Source organism: Acinetobacter sp. SwsAc5 (assembly GCF_013391485.1).
GTDB lineage: Bacteria > Pseudomonadota > Gammaproteobacteria > Pseudomonadales > Moraxellaceae > Acinetobacter > Acinetobacter towneri.
On sequence record NZ_JACAXD010000005.1, the window covers coordinates 55,593 to 79,898 of the forward strand.

The window sequence follows — 24,306 nt, forward strand, 5'->3', positions numbered from 1 at the left end:
TATTCAATGATGCCTCTATGAACCCTAAACAAGCGCTTCTTGATTTGCAGCAATTGCAACAACAATACCCTGCTGCATTTAAAAGAAATATTTTGTTTTATGGTTTTATTCAAAGCAAAGGCATGCTGGATGATTGGAAAGAAATGATTCCATGGGTCTTGGCCTGCCTGATTTTTATTCCTATTTCAATCAGTCTGGCGCACGGGATTCAAAACTTTGCACCGCAGTACGATGCTTTTCAAGCCAAGGCATTGGCGATTTTAGCCATCATGTTAGGTTTTATGCTGCTTCTACCTTATGTGTTGTATCAAATTAAACACAGTTCGGCATCGTGGTATCAACTACAGCAACATGCCACCATAAAAATAGCAGTATTGATTCTGCTACAAGCGGTAAATTTCGCCTATTTTCAGAGTGCAATTCTGCAAGGGATTTTATTCTTTTTCTGCATCAGTTTTGGTTTTGTACGTTTCTATAAAGAGAATATGTTCCGTGACCACATAAGCCTTGAACAAAAATATTGCTTAACGCAATTTCGCCGTGCTGCGTATTGGTCATATCGTCAAGCTGCTAAAATTCAATATCGGATGTATTTTTCCAATAAAAATAGCCCTCGTTTTGCCCAATTGAATCAGCAATATCAACATGCAATTCAGTTACATCAACAACTGATGCAGGTTGAACACAATTTATGTAAAAGCATTAAATACATAGATTTAGACAGTTATATTCAAGATAAACTCGATTAAAAACCTCCGCTTAATCATCAAAAAAAACCGAGCAACTTAGACTCGGTTTTCTGTAAATATCACACCAATTTTAAGTAGTTTTAGCGACATCAATGATTGGTTTTAAGTCTACACCATACTTCTGTTGATGACCACGCGTATCATCGAGTTTGTATTCACGTGCCTTAACCGTATCTATAAACTTCCAATCTGCAACCACTTGCGCACGATCAAAAGTCACCGTTAAATAACCACGTTGATTTAAGTTGCAATAATCCAGTTCATCAATCAGTTCTTGAAAGGCATATTCCAACGCTGCCATTTCGTCTGCAGGCACATTTAAGTAATACTCAATTCCGGGCGATGATACCGAGCTGGTCGCGAATTCCAACCCAACCTTATGATTTGTTTCATGTGTATGCAAGGTTGCAGCCCAAGCATTGTGAGTATCACCTGCCAACACCACTGCTTTTTTCCCAAGTTGCTGCAATGTCCCATACACAACTTCTCGCTCGTAGGCATAACCATCCCAAGCATCGAGGTTATAAGGTGCAACCGCATACAAACGTGCCTTATCTACTGCTGTCAAAGTTGGATCATTCGCTTTTAAACGCAATTTCAGCGTGACCAATTCTGTAATTTTCTGCTTCATTTGTGCAAGTGTTTCAGGTTGCTGATCACCATTGGTGATTTTTGCTAAAGGCAATAACAGTTCTTGTGGAATCAGCATTTTCGCCATCAACACTTGTTGAGCCAAAACATTCCAAGTAGCCTTAGACTGCCCCAACTGCTTTTGCAACCATTCTCGTTGAACTCCACCCATCAATGTGCGTTGATCACTAAATAAATCTGCCTGAAATTTAGCAGCATCAATACCTTCTGCCGTCATATAGTTAGCATAATCTAATTGCTTATGACGCGCCAAAATACGCGTATCCAGCATCATCAAATTCACCAAACCACCAAAATCAAACTGGCGATAAATATTCAAATGATCATTTTCTGCAACTGGACGAATTGGCATCCACTCGAAATAAGCCTGTAATGCCGCAATTTTACGTTCTATAAAGCTGCCTTCACCTTCTTGATGATTATCTGCACCCGCTTCCCAAGTATCATTACTGAGTTCATGGTCATCCCAAATGACAATAAATGGATGGCGTTGGTGAGCAGTCTGCAAATCAGCATCGGTACGATATAAAGCATAACGTTTACGATAATCATCTAACTTGATAATTTCTTTATCATTGTCTGCAGCAAAGGTACGTCCTAACTGTTTTGCATCGTCAGTCGCGTAGCCACCTTGTCCATATTCATAAATATAATCACCCAAGTGAATAATCACATTCAGATTGTTTTCCTGTGCCATTTCTTTATACACATGAAAATAACCTGCGGGATAGTTCGAGCAAGAACAGACCGCAAATTTCACTTGATCGCTGCGTTGTGGCAAGGTTTTGGTCTGTCCTATAGCAGAAACCGTATTACCAAAGCGGAAACGGTAATAATATTTAGTCCCTGCCTGTAAACGATCTGCGTCCACTTTAACAGTAAAATCTTGCGCTGCGCTGGTTTGTACTTTGCCAGTATTTACCAATTGCTTAAACGCCTCATCGCTGGCAATTTCCCAAACCACTTCAATGCATGCTGCCATGTCACTTGGCGTTACACGTGTCCATAAAATGATACGATCATGCAGCGGATCACCACTGGCGACACCATGCAAAAACTGCACCTTTAATGCATTTTCTGCTGTATTTTCATTGTCATCACCACATGCAGTTAATGCGACTGGCAATGACAACGCCCCAAAACCAGCCAAACTTTTTTGAATCAGCTCTCGGCGAGTTAAGCGAATGTTCATGAATATTCCTTTTATTTTTCTTGAGCGCTCAACATAGAAATTTATGATTTCGCTTTGATCTCAAATTCATGAAATATTGATGACAAACAGCAGAAATATACTGCAAACCGAACTTTTTTCAAGCTAATAAGTTGAATTGATTGAAAAGAAAGCAATTGTAAATAAATTTACTTGCCAAGATTTATTTCGTCCTCTATTATTGCGCACATGCCCGAGTGGTGAAATCGGTAGACACAGGGGATTTAAAATCCCCCGCCCTCAAAGCGTGCCAGTTCGAGTCTGGCCTCGGGCACCATTTTAATGAATCAAATCATTCAAATGGTGCGAATAAAGAACTCCAGCATTAAGCTGGTTTTTTTATGCCTAAAAAATATAATATTTAAAACAATAACATTTATGTACTGATGATTTAAAATGTTTCTACAACGCTTTATCTTCTCTTTCAAATGGATGATCTGTTTATGCTGCTTGCTCAGTTTTGCAAGCCATGCACAAAATCCCAGCCTTGAGTCAGCAACCGAATCCGTAAACCCAATTGAAACTGATGCAGAATTTTATGATGTTTTTGCAGGAACAGTGCAATATAAAAATCAAGAATTACAATTACGTCGTTGCAGCTTAGGCAACAATTTATATTTATTAAATTTCCAAAATCCTGAAGATAAAAAGCAACTCAAAACTTTGCTGCAACAAAATACAAAGTTTTGGGTCAATTTAATTGCACAGCCGAATGAACATAATGGGCTATATACGTTGAATGTTCGGGAAATTGCAGAACTACATACACAGCAAAGTTGCCATTTGGATGATGTTTTAGATGATTTATTGAATCACCCATAAATTAGAGCTGAAAGAGAGTGACCTATCACCACTCTCTCGTTGCAATCAACTCTTCCGTTTCAATCTCGAAATAACCTTGATCTTGCAACACCATCATCATCGCCTCAGCAATATAATCTGCTGCGGTATCGTCCAAATCTGAATCCAGATCTTCAAATTGTGGTTTCATTTTATTAATGGCTTGCACGGTCTGATCTGCAAAATGATAAATATCGGTTTCAGATAAATTGGATTTAGACACGTGTTTTGCAAACTGTTGAATCAGTTGTTTTAACTCAGCAACTAAAATATCAGGATAAAACTCATCATCAAACATCGGGAGAAGTAAATCTGCAAACATACAAGCACTCAAAAATACAGAGATTCAAGCGTGCCTATATAGCATAAGCAGGGCTTTAATTCTAGCTTCGCCCCAAATCTATAAACAGCGATTAATTTGCTAACAGCATTGCTTGCCAGACTTTAATGGCATCAGACATAGCCTTAACATCATGCGCACGCACCATACAAGCACCTTGCTGAATACTGAGTAAATGTGCCGCTACAGAACCAACTGCACGCTGTGTTGGCTCTGCCCCACCCAAAGCTTCACCAATAAAGCGTTTACGAGACAATGCCGATAAAATTGGATACCCCATACCATTCAGTTGATACAACTCATTTAACAATTTCAAGTTCTGTTGTGCATTTTTAGCAAAACCAAAACCCGGATCAATCATGATATTTTCAGGCTTGACCCCTACCGCCAAAGCATCAGCGACACGTTGCTGCAATTCTGCAATCACATCTGCTGTGACATCATCATATTGATCTAAATTGTTCATGGTAGTCGGTTCACCACGCATGTGCATAATAATCACGGGAATATTTAACTCAGCGGCTGTGTGCAACGCATTGGGGCGGGTCAGCGCACGTACATCATTCCAGATATGCGCCCCTGCAGCTACGGCAGCACGAATCACTTCGGGCTGTGACGTATCAATCGAAAGTACCACATCATAAGCAGATAAGGCTTCTACCACAGGAACCACACGACGAATTTCTTCTTCTACACTCACAGGACTAGCTCCTGGACGTGTTGATTCGCCGCCAATATCAATCACGGTTGCACCTTCGGCTATCATTTCCAAAGCACGCGCCACAGCAGCATCTTTTTCATTATGTCGCCCACCATCACTAAACGAATCTGGTGTCACATTTAGAATTCCCATCACATGCGGCTGAGATAAATCTAAACGCAAACGTCCACATTGCAATACGCGCTTGGGTAATGGCATCAGCTGCATGCTGGTCTTCCTTTCAATTTGAAAAGCTTATTTTAACAAGGGTAATTTTGAAGATGTGGAATTCTTTTCAGTGCGCTTCAACATTACCAATATTCCTGTTGCAACGGCGCATAAACCACACGAATAAAAAAAGAGCCTTTATACAAAGACTCTTTTTAACATTATGTGAACTGATTAGCTCGCTGGTAATGGTGGCGGTGTGCTTGGACCATCAGTTGGTGTTACATCAATCACAGGATTGTCTGCAATATACACTTTCGGTGGCTGTGGCTCACGACCTTCCATAATGTCGCGGATTTGGTCACGATCAATGGTTTCCCATTCCAACAATGCTTTTACCATTGCGTGGGCAATATCTTGGTTATTTTCCAAAATATCGCGGGCAACTTTATATTGCTCATCAATAATACGACGAACTTCAGCATCCACTTGTTGCTGGGTGGCTTCAGAAATGGTACGGCTGCCTAAACTACCCATGAATGATTGTTGTGTATCGTCTTCATAGACCATTACGCCTAACTTGTCAGACATACCGTATTTGGTCACCATCGCACGTGCTAATTTAGTCGCACGCTCAAAGTCATTCGATGCACCTGTCGACATTTGATTAATAAAGACTTCTTCTGCAATACGACCACCAAACAAGATAGACAAGTCGTTCAGCATTTTGTCTTTATAATGGCTAGTTTGGTCATGTTCAGGCAATTGCCATGTCACACCCAATGCCCAGCCACGCGGCATAATCGTTACTTTATGCACAGGGTCTGTACCCGGCAGCATTTCAGCAACAATCGCATGACCTGCTTCATGATAAGCCGTTGCACGACGTTCTTCTTCACGCAGCACCATCGACTTACGTTCAGGGCCCATATACAACTTATCTTTAGCATCTTCAAAGTCGTGCATATCCACCGTATTTTTATTACGACGGGCAGCAAACAATGCAGCTTCATTCACAAGGTTTGCCAATTGCGCACCAGAGAAGCCTGGTGTACCACGTGCCAAGACTTTGACATCTACACCTGTAACTGAAGGCAGTTTTTTCAAGTGAACATTCAGAATTTGCTCACGACCTTTAATGTCTGGCAAGCCAACCATGACTTGACGGTCAAAACGACCTGGACGCAATAAAGCTTTATCCAGTACATCGGCACGGTTTGTCGCAGCGATAACAATAATGCCTTCATTGCCTTCAAAACCATCCATTTCAACAAGCATTTGGTTAAGTGTTTGCTCACGTTCATCGTGACCACCACCTGTACCTGAACCACGGTGACGACCTACCGCATCAATCTCATCAATAAAGATGATACACGGTGCATGACGTTTAGCTTGCTCGAACATATCACGGACACGAGAAGCACCCACACCCACGAACATTTCAACGAAGTCAGAACCAGAAATGCTAAAGAATGGCACTTTGGCTTCGCCAGCAATGGCTTTGGCCAATAAGGTTTTACCTGTACCCGGTGGACCCACCATCAACACACCTTTAGGAATAGTTGCACCTAAACGCTTGAATTTAGCAGGGTCTTTTAAGAAATCTACAATTTCAACCACTTCTTGTTTTGCTTCGTCACAACCTGCAACATCGGCAAATGTGACTTTAATTTGGTCTTCAGACAACATTTTGGCTTTAGATTTACCAAAGCTCATCGGGCCGTTTTTACCACCTGCACCGCCACCCATGTTGCGCATAAAGAACATGAATAACAAAATGATTAAAAGTACAGGGAAACTTGCGATCAATAGTTGCATTAACAAACCTTGACGTTGAGGTGCAGTACCTTCAACAACAACGTTGTTTTTAATCAGATTCGGCATCAGTTCAGGGTCTTGAACTGCTGGACGAATGCTTTCAAAGGACGAGCCGTTGACTTTTTCGCCACTAATTCTTTCGCCATCAATTGTGACTTGCTTAATTTGACCAGCATTCACCGCTGTAACGAACTCTGAATAGTTCATTGCAGTTGGCTTTTCACTGTTATTGATGTTGCTGAAAATTAGAATCAGCACACCAAGTATAATCAGCCACAATACGGCATTCTTGAAGAGATCGCTCAAAGCTTTATTCCCATATCAATCTAATTTGATCATGCCCGTTACTGGGTGACCTTTCATTCAAAAAGCTGAAGATCAGCTAGACAATTCATTAAAAACGTACAAAATGCACAATTTTTAACGGCTTGGCAAGTAAACTTTATTTAGACGCTTTTTTACGTCCTTGTCCAATAAGGAATACTTCTTTGGAACGCGCGCGTGAAGCAGCGGGTTTTGCTGTCTTTAACACATCAAAACTGTCCACGACCTGTTTACGAAATTCGTCAAATCCCGAACCTTGGAACACTTTGACCACAAACTGACCATTAGGTCCCAATACGCGATTGGCAAAATCGAGAGCCAACTCACATAAGTAAATTTGACGCGGTTGATCTACAGCTTTATTACCTGATGTATTGGGGGCCATATCGGAAATTACAACGTCTACCGTGCGTCCGTTTAAAATATTTAACAATTTTTCGAAAACTTCTTCTTCGCGGAAGTCACCTTGTAAAAAGGTCACATCTGGTAGTGCGTCCATTTCCAAAATATCGGAAGCGATCACCAAACCTTTGTCGCCGACAAGTTTCCCTGCGATTTGCGACCAACTACCCGGTGCTGCACCTAAGTCCACCACCGTCATGCCCGGTTTGATCAGTTTATATTTTTCTTGAATCTCAAGTAGTTTGTATGCAGCACGTGCACGATACCCTTCTTTTTGCGCTCTTTTCACAAAGGGATCATCTAGGTGCTCTCTCATCCACGCACGACTACTTTTGGATAACTTTTGGTTGGTAATGCGTGTTGCCATAACTCTCTTAGTAACGAATAGCCATCTAAATTGCGATTGTACGTGAAAATTAGCAAGCTTGCAGTAGACATCTGTATCTAAATGCCAATAACTAACAAGTTTTTTCTATTAAATCCATCACTTATTTCTGTACTATGGCATAAAAAACCTCTCTCATCACTAATGGATAAACCTAAGCAAATGTTCAATTTTGATATTTTTGTACTGCTGCAAGATCGCGGATTATTTGCATAGAATTTACAGCGTTTCAAATTGGCTTTTGTTATACTAAGCCGTTTTTAAAATTAGGTTATCTTTATGGCGGCTCTCTCTATTCAGGAACGCAAGCGTTTACGTCAAATTGGTCATGCACTTAACCCTGTAGTGATGGTTGGCGGTCAAGGTTTGACTGAAAATGTAATTGAAGAAACCAACCGTGCTTTAAACGATCACGAATTGATTAAAGTTAAAATTGGTGGTGAAGACCGTGAAGTACGTGCAGCTGTAATTACTGAAATTGCTGCAGCAACAGGTTCTGAAGTGGTACAAACAATTGGTAAAATTGCTTTACTTTATAAAAAAGCAGCAAAACAAAATGCCAAGTTGTCAAATTTAGTTCGTCACGCTCATTTGTCTAACTAAGCTTATATGGCAAGTTACGAACTCAGCGCCTTTGATCGTCAGTTTCAAGCGATTTCTTTGGTCGGTGCAATTGAACAACAAAGTCCGTTTAGCTTAAATGTAGGTTATTGGCTGCGTGATCCGAATCAATGGGTCGAATGGCCTGCATTGGTGGCTTCACATCCGCGTCAGGACTTTTTGTGGGAACAGACCTGCTTTGAAATTTTCATTGGCGTTCAGGGCGAAGATTTTTATCGTGAAATCAATCTCTCCCCTTCTCAAGCTTGGCAAGCCTATGCCTTTGAAGAATATCGTTATCCTGAGCAAATGCCACCTGTGGCCGCTTATGATATTGAGTTGAATCAGCTAAAACGTACGCATTACGGTTTAAATGTCAGTTTGGATTTAACCGAATTTATACTGAAACATAAACTGAAATGGACAGATTTGTTTATTGGGCTCACAGCTGTATTAAAAACCAGTCAGGGCGAGCAGTTTTATGCCATGCAACACAGCAGTCCTGCCGCCGATTTTCACAATAAGCGCGATTGGCTACATCAGTTCTAACTGTGATTAATAGTAGTTTAGATTGAAACAACTAGTTTTTGGTTTGAGCAAGAAATTTAAATAAAAAAGTGAGGCGCATGACCTCACTTTTTTTTATGGCTGAATCAGCAACAGATTAAACTGGATTATGCTTGATCAGTTTCATCATTAGTTTCAGTTTTTGATGGATTTACTTTTTTCCACGCTTCTAGTGTGTGCTCTTTAGAACGCTTAAAAGTTTCAGCCAATTGATCTTTGTGTTTTACTGAAATGCTGCTGACATCTTCTTTCAACTCTTTACCAAGTTTAGAAAGATCTTCAATAATTGCGCTAAATTCAGTTTTTACAAAGTCTTTTAATTCGCCTAAATCTTTAGGTGAACTACCAAATTGTGCTTTTAAAGCTTCAATTTTTTGCAACACATCTTGCTTTAACTGACCCAATTGCTCTTGCACGCTGGCATTGAGTTGTTTTGCTTCGGCTTGAAGTTTTTCTTGCGTTTCCGCAACTACATCAAGCACCTGCTCTTTGGCATCATGCGTTACTTTTTCAAGCCTTTCAGCGCCTTCACTTACTGCTTTGATTGCACTGTTTTGTGGTTCAGTGGCTGATTTATCTTGTTCAGTCATTCGCTTTTACCCAAGGTCGTTGTTGTTTATAAATTAAGCATAAGGCAATTTAGACTCAAATGGGTTTTGGATTGTCTAACAATCGTAGATTGCTTACATTTGGACTACACGCTAAAACATAAACCTAGCAAAAAAAGCAAGTCTTTTATCTTACATATTCGTTAGATTCACAATGGACTTTTGGCGAGTTCATGCGTATAATGCAATGTTAAGTTCAAGCGAGCAGACATAGGAGGGTAGGTTTAAATATTGACCTTCCTTTTTTTTCGTCTACTCGCTTTTTTACAGCCCTATTTTTGTGGTTTTAGTTCAGGAGCTTTGGTTTGAGCACCCCCGCCATTTTAGCCCTCGCCGACGGTACAATCTTTAAAGGTACGTCTATCGGTGCAACGGGAAGCACGACTGGTGAAGTCGTTTTTAACACTGCCATGACTGGCTATCAAGAAATTTTGACCGACCCGAGTTATGCACAACAACTTGTGACTTTAACTTACCCACATATTGGGAACACTGGTTGCAATGATGAAGATGTTGAGTCAGGTCGAATTCATAAAGTATGGGCAAACGGTTTAATTATCCGTGATTTGCCTTTATTGCACAGTAACTTCCGTTCTACTCAATCTTTAGGCGAATACTTACAACAACACAATGTTGTTGCAATTGCCGATATTGATACCCGTAAATTGACCCGTATTTTACGTTCCAAAGGTGCGCAAAACGGTTGTATTCTTGCTGGTGAAAATATCACTGAAGAAGAAGCAATTGCAAAAGCACGTGCATTTGGCGGCTTAAACGGCTTAGATCTTGCAAAAGTATGCTGCGACCCTGAAGGTTTTGAATGGACTGAAGGTTCATGGGAACTTGGCAAAGGCTTTACTCAACCTGAACTTAAATATCATGTGGTTGCATACGATTACGGTGTCAAAACCAACATCCTGCGTATGCTCGCAGACCGCGGTTGCAAATTAACCGTTGTTCCTGCACAAACCCCTGCTGAAAAAGTCCTTGCGTTAAACCCAGATGGCATTTTCTTGTCAAATGGCCCTGGCGATCCTGCTGCATGTGACTACGCAATTGAAGCTGTAAAAACAATTGTAGAAACCACGAATACTCCTGTATTTGGTATCTGTTTAGGTCACCAAATTCTTGCACTTGCATCAGGTGCAAAAACAATGAAAATGCCGCACGGTCACCACGGCGCAAACCATCCTGTACAGAACTTAGAAACTGGTACAGTGATGATTACTTCTCAGAACCACGGCTTCGCGGTAGATGAAAGCACCTTACCAAGCAATGTATGTTCAACGCATCGTTCATTGTTCGATGGCACAAACCAAGGTATTCATCGTACAGACAAGCCTGCATTTAGCTTCCAAGGTCACCCAGAAGCAAGTTCAGGTCCACATGACTGCGCACTCTTGTTCGATCATTTCATCGAACTTATTGAAGCCGCTAAGAAGTAATTAAGGAGCGAAATAATGCCTAAACGTACGGATATTAAAAGCATCTTAATTATTGGTGCTGGTCCTATTGTTATTGGTCAGGCTTGTGAGTTTGACTATTCTGGTGCTCAAGCATGTAAAGCGCTGCGTGAAGAAGGTTACCGCGTTATTTTGGTAAACTCGAACCCTGCGACCATCATGACTGACCCTGCAATGGCAGATGCAACTTATATCGAGCCAATCACTTGGCAGACTGTTGCAGCAATCATTGAAAAAGAACGTCCAGATGCAGTACTTCCGACCATGGGTGGTCAAACTGCATTGAACTGTGCGCTTGCATTAGATGCCAACGGTATTTTAGCCAAATACAATGTTGAATTAATTGGTGCAACCAAAGACGCGATTGAAAAAGCCGAAGACCGTAAATTGTTTGATGAAGCAATGCGCAAAATTGGTCTTGAGTGTCCAAAAGCAGCAATTGCTGAATCTATGGAAGAAGCACTTGAGATTCAATCTCGCTTTGGCTTCCCTGTGATTATTCGTCCATCATTCACCATGGGTGGTTCTGGTGGCGGTATCGCATATAACAAAGAAGAATTCCTTGAAATCTGTGAACGCGGTTTCGATCTTTCTCCAACCAAACAATTATTGATTGATGAATCACTTATTGGTTGGAAAGAATATGAGATGGAAGTTGTACGTGATAAAAACGACAACTGTATCATCGTATGTTCAATCGAAAACTTTGACCCAATGGGCGTGCACACTGGTGACTCAATCACCGTTGCTCCTGCGCAAACTTTGACGGACAAAGAATACCAATTGATGCGTAATGCATCTTTAGCGGTACTTCGTGAAATTGGTGTAGAAACAGGTGGTTCTAACGTTCAGTTCGGTATTTGCCCGAATACTGGTCGTATGGTTGTGATTGAGATGAATCCACGTGTATCTCGTTCATCTGCACTTGCATCTAAAGCCACTGGTTTCCCAATTGCAAAAGTTGCAGCGAAATTGGCTGTGGGTTATACCCTTGATGAACTGAAAAATGACATCACAGGCGGTACCACTCCTGCGGCATTTGAACCATCAATTGACTACGTTGTCACTAAAGTTCCACGTTTCAACTTTGAAAAGTTCCCTCAAGCAGACGCGACTTTAACCACGCAGATGAAATCTGTAGGTGAAGTCATGGCGATTGGTCGTAACTTCCAAGAATCTGTAAACAAAGCCCTTCGTGGTTTAGAAACTGGCGCTTGTGGTTTTGACGAACAAATTGAAGTGGGTGCTGAAGGCGCACGCGACAAGATTTTAGTTGAATTGAAAGTTCCAGGTCCTGAGCGTATTTGGTACGTGGCAGACGCATTCCGTCACGGCTTTAGCTTGGACGAAGTTTTTGAAGCGACCAAAATTGACCGTTGGTTCTTAATTCAAATTCAAGACATCGTGAACACTGAAAATGAAATCAAAACTTTAGGTTTTGGCGATCTAAACGCTGACAACATCCGTTCGTTCAAACGTAAAGGTTTATCTGACTTGCGTATTGCGAACTTGATGGGAATTTCACAAAAGCAATTCCGTAAACACCGTTGGAACTTGGGCGTAACCCCAGTTTACAAACGTGTGGATACCTGTGCTGCAGAGTTTGAATCTGACACAGCATATATGTATTCAACTTACGATGAAGAGTGTGAATCAAATCCTTCAGCGAAAGACAAGATCATGGTGATTGGCGGTGGTCCAAACCGTATTGGTCAAGGTATCGAATTCGATTACTGCTGTGTACACGCTGCGCTTGCAATGCGTGAAGATGGTTTTGAGACCATCATGGTGAACTGTAACCCTGAAACAGTATCTACCGATTACGACACTTCAGACCGTTTGTACTTTGAACCAATTACTTTGGAAGATGTACTTGAAATCGTACGTACTGAAAAGCCAAAAGGCATTATCGTACAGTACGGTGGTCAAACTCCATTGAAATTGGCACGCGCTTTAGAAGAGGCAGGTGCGCCAATTATCGGTACATCACCAGATGCAATTGACCGTGCAGAAGACCGTGAGCGTTTCCAGCAAATGATTCAACGTCTGCAATTGCGTCAGCCTAACAACAGCATTGTAAAATCTGCTGAAGAAGGTATCGCAGAAGCAGCGAAAGTGGGTTACCCGCTCGTTGTTCGTCCATCTTATGTATTGGGTGGTCGTGCAATGGAAATCGTGTATAACGAAGAAGAATTGAAACGCTACTTGCGTGATGCAGTTCAAGCATCTAACGATGCACCTGTACTGTTAGACCGTTTCTTGGATGATGCGATTGAAGTTGACGTAGACTGCGTATCTGACGGTAAAGATGTGGTTATTGGCGGTATTATGCAGCACATCGAACAAGCAGGTATTCACTCTGGCGACTCAGCATGTTCAATTCCACCTTATTCATTGTCAGATGAAGTACAGGACGAAATGCGTCGTCAAACTGTTGCAATGGCAAAAGAGTTGGGCGTTATTGGTCTAATGAACGTACAGTTTGCAGTGAAAGGCAATGACGTTTATATCTTGGAAGTGAACCCACGTGCATCACGTACTGTTCCGTTCGTTTCTAAGTGTATTGGCGAATCATTGGCTAAAGTTGCAGCACGTTGTATGGCAGGTCAATCTTTAGAAGCACAAGGCTTTACTAAAGAAATTATTCCGCAACACTTCTCTGTGAAAGAAGCTGTGTTCCCATTCAACAAGTTCCCTGGTGTAGACCCTGTGCTTGGGCCTGAGATGAAATCTACAGGTGAAGTGATGGGTGTGGGCAAAACTTTTGGTGAAGCATTCTATAAAGCTGTGTTAGGCTCGAATGATCGCTTACCAGGAATCCCAACTGAAGGCGAAGTAAAACATGCATTCTTATCTGTACGTGAGTCAGATAAACCGCATGTGGCGCGTATTGCAAAACAATTGGCTGATTTTGGCTTCAAACTTGTTGCAACGGGTGGTACGCATAAAGTCATCACCGATGCAGGTATTGAGTGTGAACGTGTGAATAAAGTGACTGAAGGTCGCCCACACATTGTAGACCGCTTGAAAAATGGTGAGATTCACCTCATCATCAATACTTCTGAAGGCAAACAAGCTCAGCAGGATTCATTCTCAATCCGTCGTTCTGCATTGCAAGGTAAAGTGTATTACACCACGACCTTGAATGGCGCAGATGCTGTATGCCAAGCCTTAGCGATTAAATTACCAATGGATGTATATCGCCTGCAAGATCTTACTGTAGGTTAATACATTTCAATAAAGTCCCGTCACCTTTCGGGTGGCGGGCTTTTTTCATTTATAGACTTCAATATTTTTAAAGAGGGACAACATGCAACGTTATCCTATGACGCCTGAAGGTAAACACGCTTTAGAGCAAGAATTACAACAACTTAAATCGGTTGAACGTCCACGTATTACTGCAGCGATTGCAGAAGCGCGTGAACATGGCGATTTAAAAGAAAATGCTGAATACCATGCCGCACGTGAACAGCAAGGTTTCTGCGAAGGTCGTATCCAAGACATCGAAGGTAAATTAGGCGCTTGCCAAGTAATTGATGTTAAAGAATTGGAACAAAACGGACGTGTGGTTTTTGGTGTGACTGTGACCATTGAAAACCTAGACACCGAAGAGCAAAAAACCTACAAAATTGTAGGTGATGATGAAGCTGATTTTAAAATCAATAAAATTTCAGTGAATTCGCCTATTGCACGCGGTTTGTTGGGCAAAAATGAAGGCGATGAAGCCAAAATTGTCACTCCGCAAGGCGAAGTGGAATATGAAATTGTGAATGTAGAATATCTTTAAGTTTTAATAAAGATGACTACACGCGATGCCCCTCTTTGAGGGGTTTTTTATTGCCTATAAATCATACAGCCGAGCTTATAGATTATACTGCGATAAAAATAGAGGAAAATAAGATGGAAAATCGCATCATTCATGCATTTGTTTATGCGCTTTCTGGGGCTGTGTTAGGACTGATTTTAATTCCAGTCTGGGGACTCTTTATCAATACACAAACCAGTCCTGTCAGTATCGTATTGGCATCATCACTCTTTTTTGCTATTTGGGGATTCTTATTTCCAAACAGTGTTAAAAATGTTTTTATGTATTTGTGGAATTTTTTAAGATAGATACTTTAAGCTTTCAAATCACTAAAGTGTAGTGGTCAACTAATATTTTGAACATTCCCTCTCCTTCTAGGAAAGGGCTAGGGAGAGGTTCAAAATTTCAGATATAATCCCCTCATCTCTCCACACGAAAAAACCATGTCCGAAACGCTGATTAATTCCCCTGTTAAACACTGGTGCGAATTTGAGTTCATCTCCAAAACTGTGAAAAACCCCAACATCCACATCAAAGGCAATTACTCTTATTATTCAGCCTATTGGGATCAGGGTTTTGAACGTTGTGTGGTGCGTTATTTACATGACAAACCTGCAACAGCAGACAAGCCAATTGATCAATTACATATTGGCAATTTTGTCTGTTTTGGTGCGGAATGCGTGATTATGATGGGTGGCAATCAATTGCATCGCAGTGACTGGGTTTCGGCTTTTCCGTTTGATACTCGCAGTTTTGTTGCGGCAGGTGATACCACAATTGGCGATGGCTGCTGGATTGGCAGTCGCGCCATGATTATGCAAGGTGTTGAACTAGGCGAAGGTGCAATTGTGGCGACAGGTGCAGTGGTTACGCAAGATGTACCGCCTTACGCTATTGTGGCAGGTGTGCCTGCCAAAGTAATTAAATACCGCTTTAGTGAAACAGAGATTGCTCAACTTTTGGCGCTAAAACTGTATGATTTTGATGAAAAATATTTACTGAAAATCCGCGAACAATTGCAGAGTAATGATGTCAATCAACTGATCGATTTTTTGACAAACACGCAAACAAAAAATGACTAAAACTTTAGTTGAATTGAAAGCACAGCTTCATAATTTCATGCTAAATTAAGGTGAAATAAGGACTTACAGCACTCAATTATCTTTATGAAATTACTGGGTTTTATTCTATATGAATTCAGCGTAAGATAAGACAGGACTCAGAGCGAATATTTTATTAAAGTATTGAAATTACAATAAGGAGAAACACTCATGGCTTACCAAAACATCCTCGTACCAGTGGACGGTTCTGAAACTTCTTTTGCCGCTGTTGCAAAAGCTGCTGAACTTGCAAAAGCATTTGGTAGTAAAATCACTGTGGTACAAGTACTTACACTTGACCCGTATATTGCTGCAGAATACATCACTGCAAACCAAACCAATGACTTGATTGAACGCGCTCGCGCTTCTATCGTAAAAACTTTAGAAGAAGCAAAGCAAAAATTCACTGAACAAGGTGTTGAAGCTGAAACTAAACTACTTGAAGGTCAAGTAATTGCACGCGAAATTACCAATGCTGCAAAAGACTTAAATGCTGACCTTATCGTGATTGGTTCACATGGCCGCACTGGCTTGAAAAAATTATTCTTAGGTAGCGTTGCGCAAAGCATCCTAAGTGAAGGTACAACACCTGTATTGGTTGTACGTCAATAAGATTGCGTGTTCCTCATTTCTACGGAAGTGAGGAACTTCCCCTCTCATTTAGATTTCTTTGTTTGTTCTAAAATTTTTATTTGCAGCACTCTATTCAGCAAATTTTCTCAGTATCACCATATCTCAATATTAAACGCTCGATTTAGCAGCTCAGTTTAATTCTGCCATTGGTATTGTTTTAAATTCACCTTTTCTGCAATTACCACAATCCCTTCTTCCTGTAATTTTAAAGTTTGTATATTTTCTCCTTGGGCGTTTAGTTTGCTTAGGCTAATTTTTCCTTGCGCATTAATCACCCGATGCCACGGCACAGTATGTTCTGCCGATAAATGCCTGAGGACATAACCGACCAAACGTGCATGTTTGGGCAGACCCACTAGGCGTGCCACTTGCCCATAGGTCGCAACCTGACCTGCTGGAATCAAACACACCACGTTCAAAATCATGTGTGCTAATTCATCACTCAGTTTACGGCTTAACGTTGTTTGCATCTATCCACTCGCATTCATTTAGCCTATAAAAAAGGAGCGACTGGCAGCACTCCTTTTGTTTATAAAACTTGATTTTTAAGTCAGTTAAATTGCGGCATTGAATGTATCACAATCACTGATCAAGCCTGATTTTAAGCCAGTCTGGAACCATTGTACGCGCTGTGCACTGGTACCATGCGTAAAGCTATCAGGCACGACTTGCCCACGTGCACGTTTTTGTAAATAGTCATCGCCAATTTTATGTGCCGCATCCATTGCTTCTTCAATATCACCTTGTTCGAGGAATTGAGTACGTTGATGGTTATGATGCGCCCACACTCCCGATAAACAGTCCGCTTGTAATTCCTGACGTACCGAAAGCTGATTACCCTGTACTTCGCTGACTTGCTGACGTGCTTTATGCACTTGTTCTGAAATCCCTAAAATGGTCTGAATATGATGACCAACTTCATGCGCCACCACATAGGCTTGAGCAAAATCGCCCGCCTGATCATTTCGGCTTAATTCAGTCTGATTTTGTTCACCACCAATGCCCATTTGCTGACGCATGGCTTGGAAGAATGAAGTATCAATATATACTTTTTGATCGGCAGGACAATAAAATGGCCCCATTGCCGATTGTGCCGTACCACAGCCAGAATTGACCACACCTGTAAATAACACCAGTTTAGGTGGTATATATTGGCTATTTAACTGCTGCTGAAACACTTGTGACCACGTATCTTCTGTATCGGCCAAAACAGTGCCCACAAACTCCATCGCCTCTTGTTGTTCAGGACTTGGATTATCTAAACCTTTAGTTTCAGCACTTTGCGCATGTGAGGTGACTTGCTTGGTCGCTTGATAAGCCGATTGCGGATCGATGCCAAAGAACTTCCATGCAACAAAGGCCACCACTAAGCCCAAAATACTGATACCGCCCGCTTTTGCTCCACCGCCACCACGGCGGTCTTCTACATTCGTGCTAACTCGACGACCTTTCCAACGCATTATTCTTATCCTTCTCTTAAACTCTGATAATAGATTAAGCCGATTTAGACTTTGACCACACTTTTTGAACAAGTGCGACCACAATCACCACCAAGATGCCTGCCAAAATACCCACGACAAGGTTCATCAACATTGGCGTGACTGAACCTACAATACTGCCCATCGTTGGGATGTCTTGTACATACTCTACCGTATCTTCTGTGAAATGGTGCACAAAAGGAATAGCATGATTGATAATTCCTCCACCAACCAAGAACATCGCTGCAGTACCCACCACAGATAAAGTCTTCATTAAAATTGGAGCAAATGCCAGTAAACCACTCCCAATACGTTGTTTAAAATTGGCAGCTTGTTCTGTGAGGTATAAACCAATGTCATCAATTTTGACAATTAACGCAACGAACCCATAGACACCCACCGTCATGGCAATCGCAATTAAACTTAATACTGTCACTTTGGTTAGAAAGCCTGCCGCAGCCACAGTCCCCAAAGAAATAACCACAATTTCCGCCGATAAAATAAAGTCAGTACGCACAGCACCTTTAATTTTTTCGGTTTCATAAGCCGCAAGGTCTTGCTCAGTTTGAATTAGCTCAAGTTGCGCTTCTTTAGCCGTTTGGGCTTTTTTGTGTTGTAAGGTGTGCATGATTTTTTCCACACCTTCATAACTTAAAAATAGACCACCAACCACCAATAAAGGATTGATTAACCACGGCGCAACGACACTAATTAATAACGCGAGCGGTACTAAAATTAGCTTATTGATGAATGAACCTTTAGCCACACGCCATACCACAGGCAACTCACGCTCTGCACGTACACCACTGACTTGCTGCGCATTCAACGCCAAATCATCGCCCAAAACCCCTGCGGTTTTTTTTGCAGCCATTTTGCTCATAACTGCCACATCATCTAAAACTGTTGCAATGTCATCTAATAAAAGTAATAAGCTGCTCGCCATTGCGTTGTTATCCTTATGCGATTTTCTATTTATTTTAAACTGTACGCAAATAAACTCTGTATTTACTTCATTAATTTTTTAAACGAATTCAATTCAATCTGTTTAAGGAAGTGACATTGAAAAATGTTATGCCTTACAATGTAGCAATTCATCGGTACATAGATGTCGTAGATACGACTTGGAATAAAAAATGAGTAATCAAGATAATCGTCCTGTGATTTTGACGGGCGATCGTCCGACTGGACAGCTACATTTAGGTCACTTTGTGGGTTCTTTACGTTCACGTGTAGGTTTACAAGACTCACATCATCAACACCTGTTACTTGCCGATGCTCAAGCCTTAACTGACAATGCCGATAACTTTGAAAAAGTCCGTCGTAATATTATTGAGGTAGCAACCGATTATTTAGCGGTGGGGATTGATCCAACAAAAACCACCATTTGCGTGCAATCTTGCCTGCCTGCATTAAACGAACTCACCATGTTGTATTTAAACTTCGTGACTGTGGCACGTTTGGAGCGTAACCCAACCATTAAATCTGAAATTCAGATGCGTGGTTTTGAGCGTGATATTCCTGCAGGTTTCCTGTGCTACCCTGTAGCTCAAGCAGCCGATATTACTGCATTTAAAGCAACGGTCGTTCCTGTAGGTGAAGACCAAATTCCAATGATTGAACAGACCAATGAAATTGTGCGTCGGGTGAATCGTCAAATTGGTCATGACTTGCTACCTGAATGTCAGGCATTGTTGTCAAATGTCGGACGTTTACCTGGTTTTGATGGTAAAGCGAAAATGTCAAAATCACTGGGCAATACCATTGTGTTAGATGCCACAGACAAAGACATTAAAAAAGCTGTCAATGCAATGTACACCGACCCAAATCACCTGCGTATCGAAGACCCAGGTCAGGTTGAAGGCAACGTAGTATTTACTTATTTAGATGCCTTCGATACCAACAAAGAAGAACTTGAAGAACTGAAAGCGCATTATCGTCGTGGTGGTTTGGGCGATGGTACGGTGAAAAAGCGTTTGGAAGGCATTCTAAAAGAATTGATTGGGCCGATCCGTGAACGTCGTATCGAACTTGCTAAAGATCCTGACTACATTATGGATATTTTGAAAACAGGCACCGACAAATGCCGTGATATTACCCAACAAACTTTAGATGAAGTGAAAGCTGGCTTGGGTGTATTCCGCTTCTAAGCATTTTGTAGATACAAATATTTTAAAGTCTCTTATTCACATGAATAAGAGACTTTTTATTTGAGTGAAAAATCAACACAAGCTGACTCGACTCACAAAAAACACTTATTACTTACGTGATTTAACATCACGTAACCTGAATACTGCGGAATAGTGTTCATTCTCAGTTTAGTATACTTACATGCTTTAGGAGCCATCCTAATTTCATAACATTTCTCCGTTATCGAAGCTGTGAAAGCAGATTCGTTTTTCATACGCAATGATCACCCCAATCATTGCGTATTTTTTTATTTGAATCAGCTGTTTATACAGCTTGTACAACAATAAAAATAATTTCCCGAGATGCAAAAAATTACTTGAACGGCTTTGTCGCACAAAGATTTCATAACTATATGATTTAAAAGTTTTGATTATTTTTTGATACAAAACTAAATTTATTTAAATCAGATGCTTACATATTTATGCAACAAAGCAATACCAAATTAACTCTTATCATATACTTTATCTCTCAAATGTGGCTAATTTTTCAACATAAAAAATCCCCAAAATTGGGGATTGAGTACTGAATAAAATCAAGATCTTCAAAATTTGTTATTTAAGCAAACCTTGATCTTTTAATACTTGCCACATGGTAGAACCCAATTCAGCAGGGCTACGCGTATAAGCAATTCCAGCACGCTCAAAGGCTGCAAATTTTTCTTCCGCAGTGCCTTTACCGCCTGAAATAATTGCACCCGCATGTCCCATACGCTTACCTTTAGGTGCTGTCACTCCTGCAATATAACCCACCACAGGTTTGCTAACATTCGACTGGATATATTCCGCAGCTTCTTCTTCTGCCGTACCACCAATTTCACCAATCATAACAATCGCATCGGTGTCTGGGTCGTCTTGGAACAATTTTAAAGCATCAATTTGGTTCATACCTGGAATTGGGTCACCACCAATCCCGATACAGGTCGATTGCCCTAAACCTAATTTGGTGGTTTGTGCCACAGCTTCATAGGTCAAAGTACCTGAACGTGAAATAATGCCAATTCGTCCTGGTTGATGAATATGCCCTGGCATGATGCCAATTTTACATTCACCTGGTGTAATCACACCTGGGCAGTTTGGTCCCACCAAACGTGTACCATTGCCATTGGTTTCTAAATAACGCTTGGCTTTGAGCATGTCGATGGTTGGCACACCTTCCGTAATCACCACAATCAAACCTACTCCAGAATCGACTGCTTCTACAATCGAATCTAAAACAAACGGTGCAGGCACATAAATCACCGATGCATCTGCACCTGTTTCACGTACAGCTTCTTTCATGGTGTTAAATACAGGTAATTCCAAATGGGTTTGACCACCTTTTCCTGGCGTTACCCCACCCACCACTTTAGTTCCATAATCAAGTGCTTGTGCTGAGTGAAAAGTACCATTTTTACCAGTGAAACCTTGTACCAATACTTTGGTGTCTTTATTAATTAATACGCTCATCCTGATTCTCCTTAAGCTTTCACTGCAGCAACAATTTTTTCTGCGGCATCAGACAAGCCGTTTGCAGAAATAAGTTTTAATCCTGATTCATCGAGTAATTTTGCACCAAGTTCCGAGTTGTTCCCTTCTAGGCGAACCACTACAGGTACTGTCACATTTACTTCCTGAACCGCTGCAATAATTGCTTCCGCAATCATGTCACAACGTACAATTCCACCAAAAATATTAATCAGTACGCCTTTAACCGAGTGATCTGCCAAAATAATTTTAAAGGCTTCAATTACGCGTTCTTTGGTTGCACCACCACCTACATCCAAGAAGTTCGCAGGCTGACCACCATAGAGTTTAATAATATCCATGGTTGCCATCGCCAAACCTGCACCATTCACCATACAACCAATATTACCTTCTAAGGCAACATAGTTCAGGTCAAATTCTGATGCACGCAATTCACGTTCATTTTCTTGTGTTTTATCGCGCAGTGCCAAGACTTCAGGCAAACGATACAGCGCATTGGAATCAATACCAACTTTGGCATCGACACATAAAATGTCGCCATTTTCACGTACAGACAATGGGTTAATTTCAAATAAGGCAAAATCATTGTCGATAAATGCCTGATAAGCCGCTGTCATAATCTTCACAAACTGCGTGATTTGACTGTCTTTGAGTTTTAATGCAAAAGCCACTTCACGTGCCTGAAATGGCAATAAACCCACTAAAGGATCAACTTCTACTTTAATAATTTTTTCTGGGGTTTCTTCTGCCACTTTCTCAATTTCAACACCACCTTCAGTAGATGCCATAAAAGTGACGCGACGGCTAGAACGATCTACCACTGCACCCAAATACAGTTCACGCTCTACAGGATAAACATCTTCAGCCACTAAAATACTATTTACAGGCTGACCATAGGCGTCGGTTTGATAGGTGACCAAACGTGTTCCAAGAATTTGGTTGGCATAGTCTGCTGCTTCTTGTGCAGATTTTACGACCTTCACGCCGCCGGCTTTACCGCGACCACCTGCATGCACCTGAGCTTTCATCACCGCAAATTTACCGCCCAGTTGCTCGAAAGCTTGCACGGCTTCTACGGCTGTAGTTGCCAAAATGCCTTCTTGTACTGGCATACCATATTTTTTTAATAGCGCTTTTGCTTGATACTCATGTAGATTCATTGACTAACCTTTTACTACTTCTTTTATTCAGTTATCACCACCAATATCAAACCGAAGTTTTAATATTGCTTTCCTTGTGTGGTGTTTTTCCTATGCTCTTTACTTTTAGATGATTATTCCCATAAATACAACCATCAAATGCAAAAAGAGCGGCCTAAGCCGCTCTTTTTAGTTTTATTTGCGTTTACGCTGAATCGCGTGAATCGCACGCCCATCTACAGCTAAAGCGGCTTCATGCACCACTTCAGAGAAGGTTGGGTGACCAAATGTCATTAATTGTAAATCTTCAACTGAAGATACAAACTCAAGTGCAATCATACCTTGGTGAACGATGTCAGACGCAGCAGGGCCAATCACGTGCATACCCAATAAACGATCTGTTTTTGCATCTGCAACAAACTTCACGAAACCAGCACCTTCGCCTGCAGCTAAAGCACGACCATTTACCGCGAAACCGAATTGACCAGTTTTCACTTCGTGGCCTTTTTCTTTCGCTTGCTCTTCAGTTAAACCAACCCACGCCGCTTCAGGGTGTGTGTAGATTACTGAAATGATTGTGTCGTAGTTGACTTGTGCAGCATGACCATGAATACGCTCAACTGCCATTACGCCTTCTTCCATTGCTTTGTGTGCAAGCATTGGACCACGTACCAAGTCACCAATTGCATATACACCTTCAACAGAAGTTGCACACCAATCGTTTACTTCAACCAAACCACGTTCAGTCAGTTTAATACCGCAGTCATCTGCCAATAAACCTTCAGCATAAGCACGACGACCTACACAAACGATCAATTTATCGAAAGTTTGTTCTTTGTCTTCGCCGCCTTGGGTATATTTAACAGTCACTTCACGACCATTAACTTCAGTACCTGAAACTTTCGCACCGATACGGATATCCATACCTTGCTTGGTCAATAGTTTTTGGTAGTCTTTTGCCAAAGCTTTGTCAGCCATTGGTAAGAATGCATCCATTGCTTCAAATACAACAACTTCTGCACCTAGACGACGCCATACTGAACCAAGTTCAAGACCAATTACGCCTGCACCAATCACACCTAAACGCTTAGGCACTTCTGGGAATTCTAATGCACCAGTAGAATCAACAATAATGTCTTGATCTACAGGAGCAACAGGAATATTTACAGGAACTGAACCAGTCGCAAGAATCACATACTTAGGCTCTAAAACTTGAGTTTCGCCTTCATGAGAAACGAACTCAACTTTTTTACCTGCAAGCAATTTACCCGTACCTTTTAACCACTCAACACCGTTACCTTTTAATAACTGATCAATACCGCCAGTTAATTGGTCAACGATTTTGTCTTTACGTGCTAATAGCTTCGCAAGGTCAAACTGTACTTCACCTGTAGTGATACCATGATCAGCCAAGTGATGAACCGTATCTTCATAACGATGTGAAGAATCAAGTAATGCTTTAGATGGGATACAGCCCACGTTTAAGCATGTACCACCCAAAGATGGTTTACCTTTGTGAATACGTTTTTCGATACACGCAACTTTAAAGCCAAGTTGAGCCGCACGAATTGCCGCTTCATAACCACCTGGGCCACCGCCAATAACAACAAGATCAAATTGTTGAGACATTTTTATCTCCAAAAATGGGCTTAGAGGATCGCTCCAAGCCCACTGAT

The 24,306-nt window shown here is 41.3% G+C and carries 23 protein-coding genes and 1 tRNA gene; 12 read left to right on the forward strand and 12 right to left on the reverse strand.

Annotated features, from left to right (window positions below):
- The first annotated feature begins 17 nt into the window (after window positions 1-17).
- Entirely contained in the window at window positions 18-749 is a 732-nt protein-coding gene (locus HYG89_RS04035) for a hypothetical protein (RefSeq protein WP_096900995.1), read from the forward strand.
- Window positions 750-819: 70 nt separating this feature from the next.
- Here HYG89_RS04035 and HYG89_RS04040 read toward each other — a convergent pair whose 3' ends face one another.
- Entirely contained in the window at window positions 820-2,592 is a 1,773-nt protein-coding gene (locus tag HYG89_RS04040) for an alkaline phosphatase (RefSeq protein WP_178866157.1), read from the reverse strand.
- Between the two features lie 209 nt (window positions 2,593-2,801).
- Between HYG89_RS04040 and HYG89_RS04045 the strand changes: the two genes are divergently transcribed.
- Window positions 2,802-2,887 (forward strand) — tRNA-Leu (locus tag HYG89_RS04045).
- Between the two features lie 119 nt (window positions 2,888-3,006).
- Window positions 3,007-3,432 (forward strand): hypothetical protein, encoded by a 426-nt coding sequence (locus HYG89_RS04050; RefSeq protein ID WP_096900997.1) that lies wholly within the window; start codon window positions 3,007-3,009, stop codon window positions 3,430-3,432.
- A gap of 25 nt (window positions 3,433-3,457) precedes the next feature.
- Here the strand turns inward: HYG89_RS04050 and HYG89_RS04055 are convergent, their stop codons facing one another.
- From HYG89_RS04055 to rlmE, 4 genes are all read right to left on the reverse strand, one after another.
- Window positions 3,458-3,772 (reverse strand): DUF5713 family protein, encoded by a 315-nt coding sequence (locus HYG89_RS04055; RefSeq protein ID WP_096900998.1) that lies wholly within the window; start codon window positions 3,770-3,772, stop codon window positions 3,458-3,460.
- Between the two features lie 91 nt (window positions 3,773-3,863).
- Window positions 3,864-4,718, reverse strand: coding sequence for a dihydropteroate synthase (gene folP / locus HYG89_RS04060; protein WP_218644915.1), 855 nt, complete (start codon window positions 4,716-4,718; stop codon window positions 3,864-3,866).
- Between the two features lie 174 nt (window positions 4,719-4,892).
- The gene (gene ftsH, locus HYG89_RS04065) at window positions 4,893-6,782 is read right to left on the reverse strand and encodes an ATP-dependent zinc metalloprotease FtsH (RefSeq protein WP_004972155.1); all 1,890 of its coding nucleotides are present in this window, start codon (window positions 6,780-6,782) and stop codon (window positions 4,893-4,895) included.
- 136 nt (window positions 6,783-6,918) lie between these two features.
- Complete coding sequence (gene rlmE / locus HYG89_RS04070; protein ID WP_004972157.1) at window positions 6,919-7,569, reverse strand: 23S rRNA (uridine(2552)-2'-O)-methyltransferase RlmE; 651 nt, start codon at window positions 7,567-7,569, stop codon at window positions 6,919-6,921.
- A gap of 297 nt (window positions 7,570-7,866) precedes the next feature.
- On the opposite strand from rlmE, the gene yhbY reads away from it, so the two are divergent.
- The gene (yhbY, locus tag HYG89_RS04075; RefSeq protein WP_004972158.1) at window positions 7,867-8,190 is read left to right on the forward strand and encodes a ribosome assembly RNA-binding protein YhbY; all 324 of its coding nucleotides are present in this window, start codon (window positions 7,867-7,869) and stop codon (window positions 8,188-8,190) included.
- Window positions 8,191-8,196: 6 nt separating this feature from the next.
- Window positions 8,197-8,736, forward strand: coding sequence for a DOMON-like domain-containing protein (locus HYG89_RS04080; protein ID WP_131260669.1), 540 nt, complete (start codon window positions 8,197-8,199; stop codon window positions 8,734-8,736).
- A gap of 125 nt (window positions 8,737-8,861) precedes the next feature.
- Here HYG89_RS04080 and HYG89_RS04085 read toward each other — a convergent pair whose 3' ends face one another.
- Window positions 8,862-9,344 carry a hypothetical protein gene (locus HYG89_RS04085; RefSeq protein ID WP_167845852.1) on the reverse strand — a complete coding sequence of 161 codons (483 nt, stop codon included), beginning with the start codon at window positions 9,342-9,344 and terminating at the stop codon, window positions 8,862-8,864.
- A 323-nt stretch (window positions 9,345-9,667) separates the two neighbouring features.
- Here HYG89_RS04085 and carA point away from each other — a divergent pair, with 323 nt between their 5' ends.
- The 6 genes from carA (at window position 9,668) to HYG89_RS04115 (ending at window position 16,342) form a co-directional block, all read left to right on the forward strand.
- On the forward strand, window positions 9,668-10,807 hold the full coding sequence (carA, locus tag HYG89_RS04090; protein WP_154320968.1) for a glutamine-hydrolyzing carbamoyl-phosphate synthase small subunit: 1,140 nt from the start codon (window positions 9,668-9,670) through the stop codon (window positions 10,805-10,807).
- Between the two features lie 15 nt (window positions 10,808-10,822).
- On the forward strand, window positions 10,823-14,053 hold the full coding sequence (gene carB, locus HYG89_RS04095; RefSeq protein WP_004972166.1) for a carbamoyl-phosphate synthase large subunit: 3,231 nt from the start codon (window positions 10,823-10,825) through the stop codon (window positions 14,051-14,053).
- Window positions 14,054-14,135: 82 nt separating this feature from the next.
- Complete coding sequence (gene greA / locus HYG89_RS04100) at window positions 14,136-14,612, forward strand: transcription elongation factor GreA (protein WP_004972169.1); 477 nt, start codon at window positions 14,136-14,138, stop codon at window positions 14,610-14,612.
- Window positions 14,613-14,725: 113 nt separating this feature from the next.
- Window positions 14,726-14,938, forward strand: a complete 213-nt coding sequence (locus HYG89_RS04105) for a hypothetical protein (protein ID WP_004972171.1) — start codon at window positions 14,726-14,728, stop codon at window positions 14,936-14,938.
- A gap of 135 nt (window positions 14,939-15,073) precedes the next feature.
- Entirely contained in the window at window positions 15,074-15,712 is a 639-nt protein-coding gene (locus HYG89_RS04110; protein WP_096901002.1) for a CatB-related O-acetyltransferase, read from the forward strand.
- Window positions 15,713-15,901: 189 nt separating this feature from the next.
- Entirely contained in the window at window positions 15,902-16,342 is a 441-nt protein-coding gene (locus HYG89_RS04115) for a universal stress protein (RefSeq protein ID WP_004972175.1), read from the forward strand.
- A gap of 155 nt (window positions 16,343-16,497) precedes the next feature.
- Here the strand turns inward: HYG89_RS04115 and HYG89_RS04120 are convergent, their stop codons facing one another.
- The 3 genes from HYG89_RS04120 to HYG89_RS04130 form a co-directional block, all read right to left on the reverse strand.
- Entirely contained in the window at window positions 16,498-16,833 is a 336-nt protein-coding gene (locus HYG89_RS04120; RefSeq protein WP_178866159.1) for an MGMT family protein, read from the reverse strand.
- An 84-nt stretch (window positions 16,834-16,917) separates the two neighbouring features.
- The gene (locus HYG89_RS04125; protein ID WP_136144278.1) at window positions 16,918-17,823 is read right to left on the reverse strand and encodes a neutral zinc metallopeptidase; all 906 of its coding nucleotides are present in this window, start codon (window positions 17,821-17,823) and stop codon (window positions 16,918-16,920) included.
- A 34-nt stretch (window positions 17,824-17,857) separates the two neighbouring features.
- Window positions 17,858-18,784 (reverse strand): DUF808 domain-containing protein, encoded by a 927-nt coding sequence (locus HYG89_RS04130; RefSeq protein WP_004972181.1) that lies wholly within the window; start codon window positions 18,782-18,784, stop codon window positions 17,858-17,860.
- 190 nt (window positions 18,785-18,974) lie between these two features.
- On the opposite strand from HYG89_RS04130, the gene trpS reads away from it, so the two are divergent.
- Window positions 18,975-19,988, forward strand: a complete 1,014-nt coding sequence (gene trpS / locus HYG89_RS04135; RefSeq protein ID WP_004972183.1) for a tryptophan--tRNA ligase — start codon at window positions 18,975-18,977, stop codon at window positions 19,986-19,988.
- Between the two features lie 591 nt (window positions 19,989-20,579).
- Here trpS and sucD read toward each other — a convergent pair.
- The 3 genes from sucD to lpdA form a co-directional block, all read right to left on the reverse strand.
- Window positions 20,580-21,473 (reverse strand): succinate--CoA ligase subunit alpha, encoded by an 894-nt coding sequence (gene sucD, locus HYG89_RS04140; RefSeq protein WP_136144279.1) that lies wholly within the window; start codon window positions 21,471-21,473, stop codon window positions 20,580-20,582.
- 11 nt (window positions 21,474-21,484) lie between these two features.
- A complete protein-coding gene (sucC, locus tag HYG89_RS04145) occupies window positions 21,485-22,651 on the reverse strand; it encodes an ADP-forming succinate--CoA ligase subunit beta (protein ID WP_070153939.1) in 1,167 nt (388 codons plus the stop codon).
- Window positions 22,652-22,825: 174 nt separating this feature from the next.
- On the reverse strand, window positions 22,826-24,259 hold the full coding sequence (lpdA, locus tag HYG89_RS04150) for a dihydrolipoyl dehydrogenase (protein WP_004972188.1): 1,434 nt from the start codon (window positions 24,257-24,259) through the stop codon (window positions 22,826-22,828).
- Window positions 24,260-24,306 lie beyond the last annotated feature (47 nt).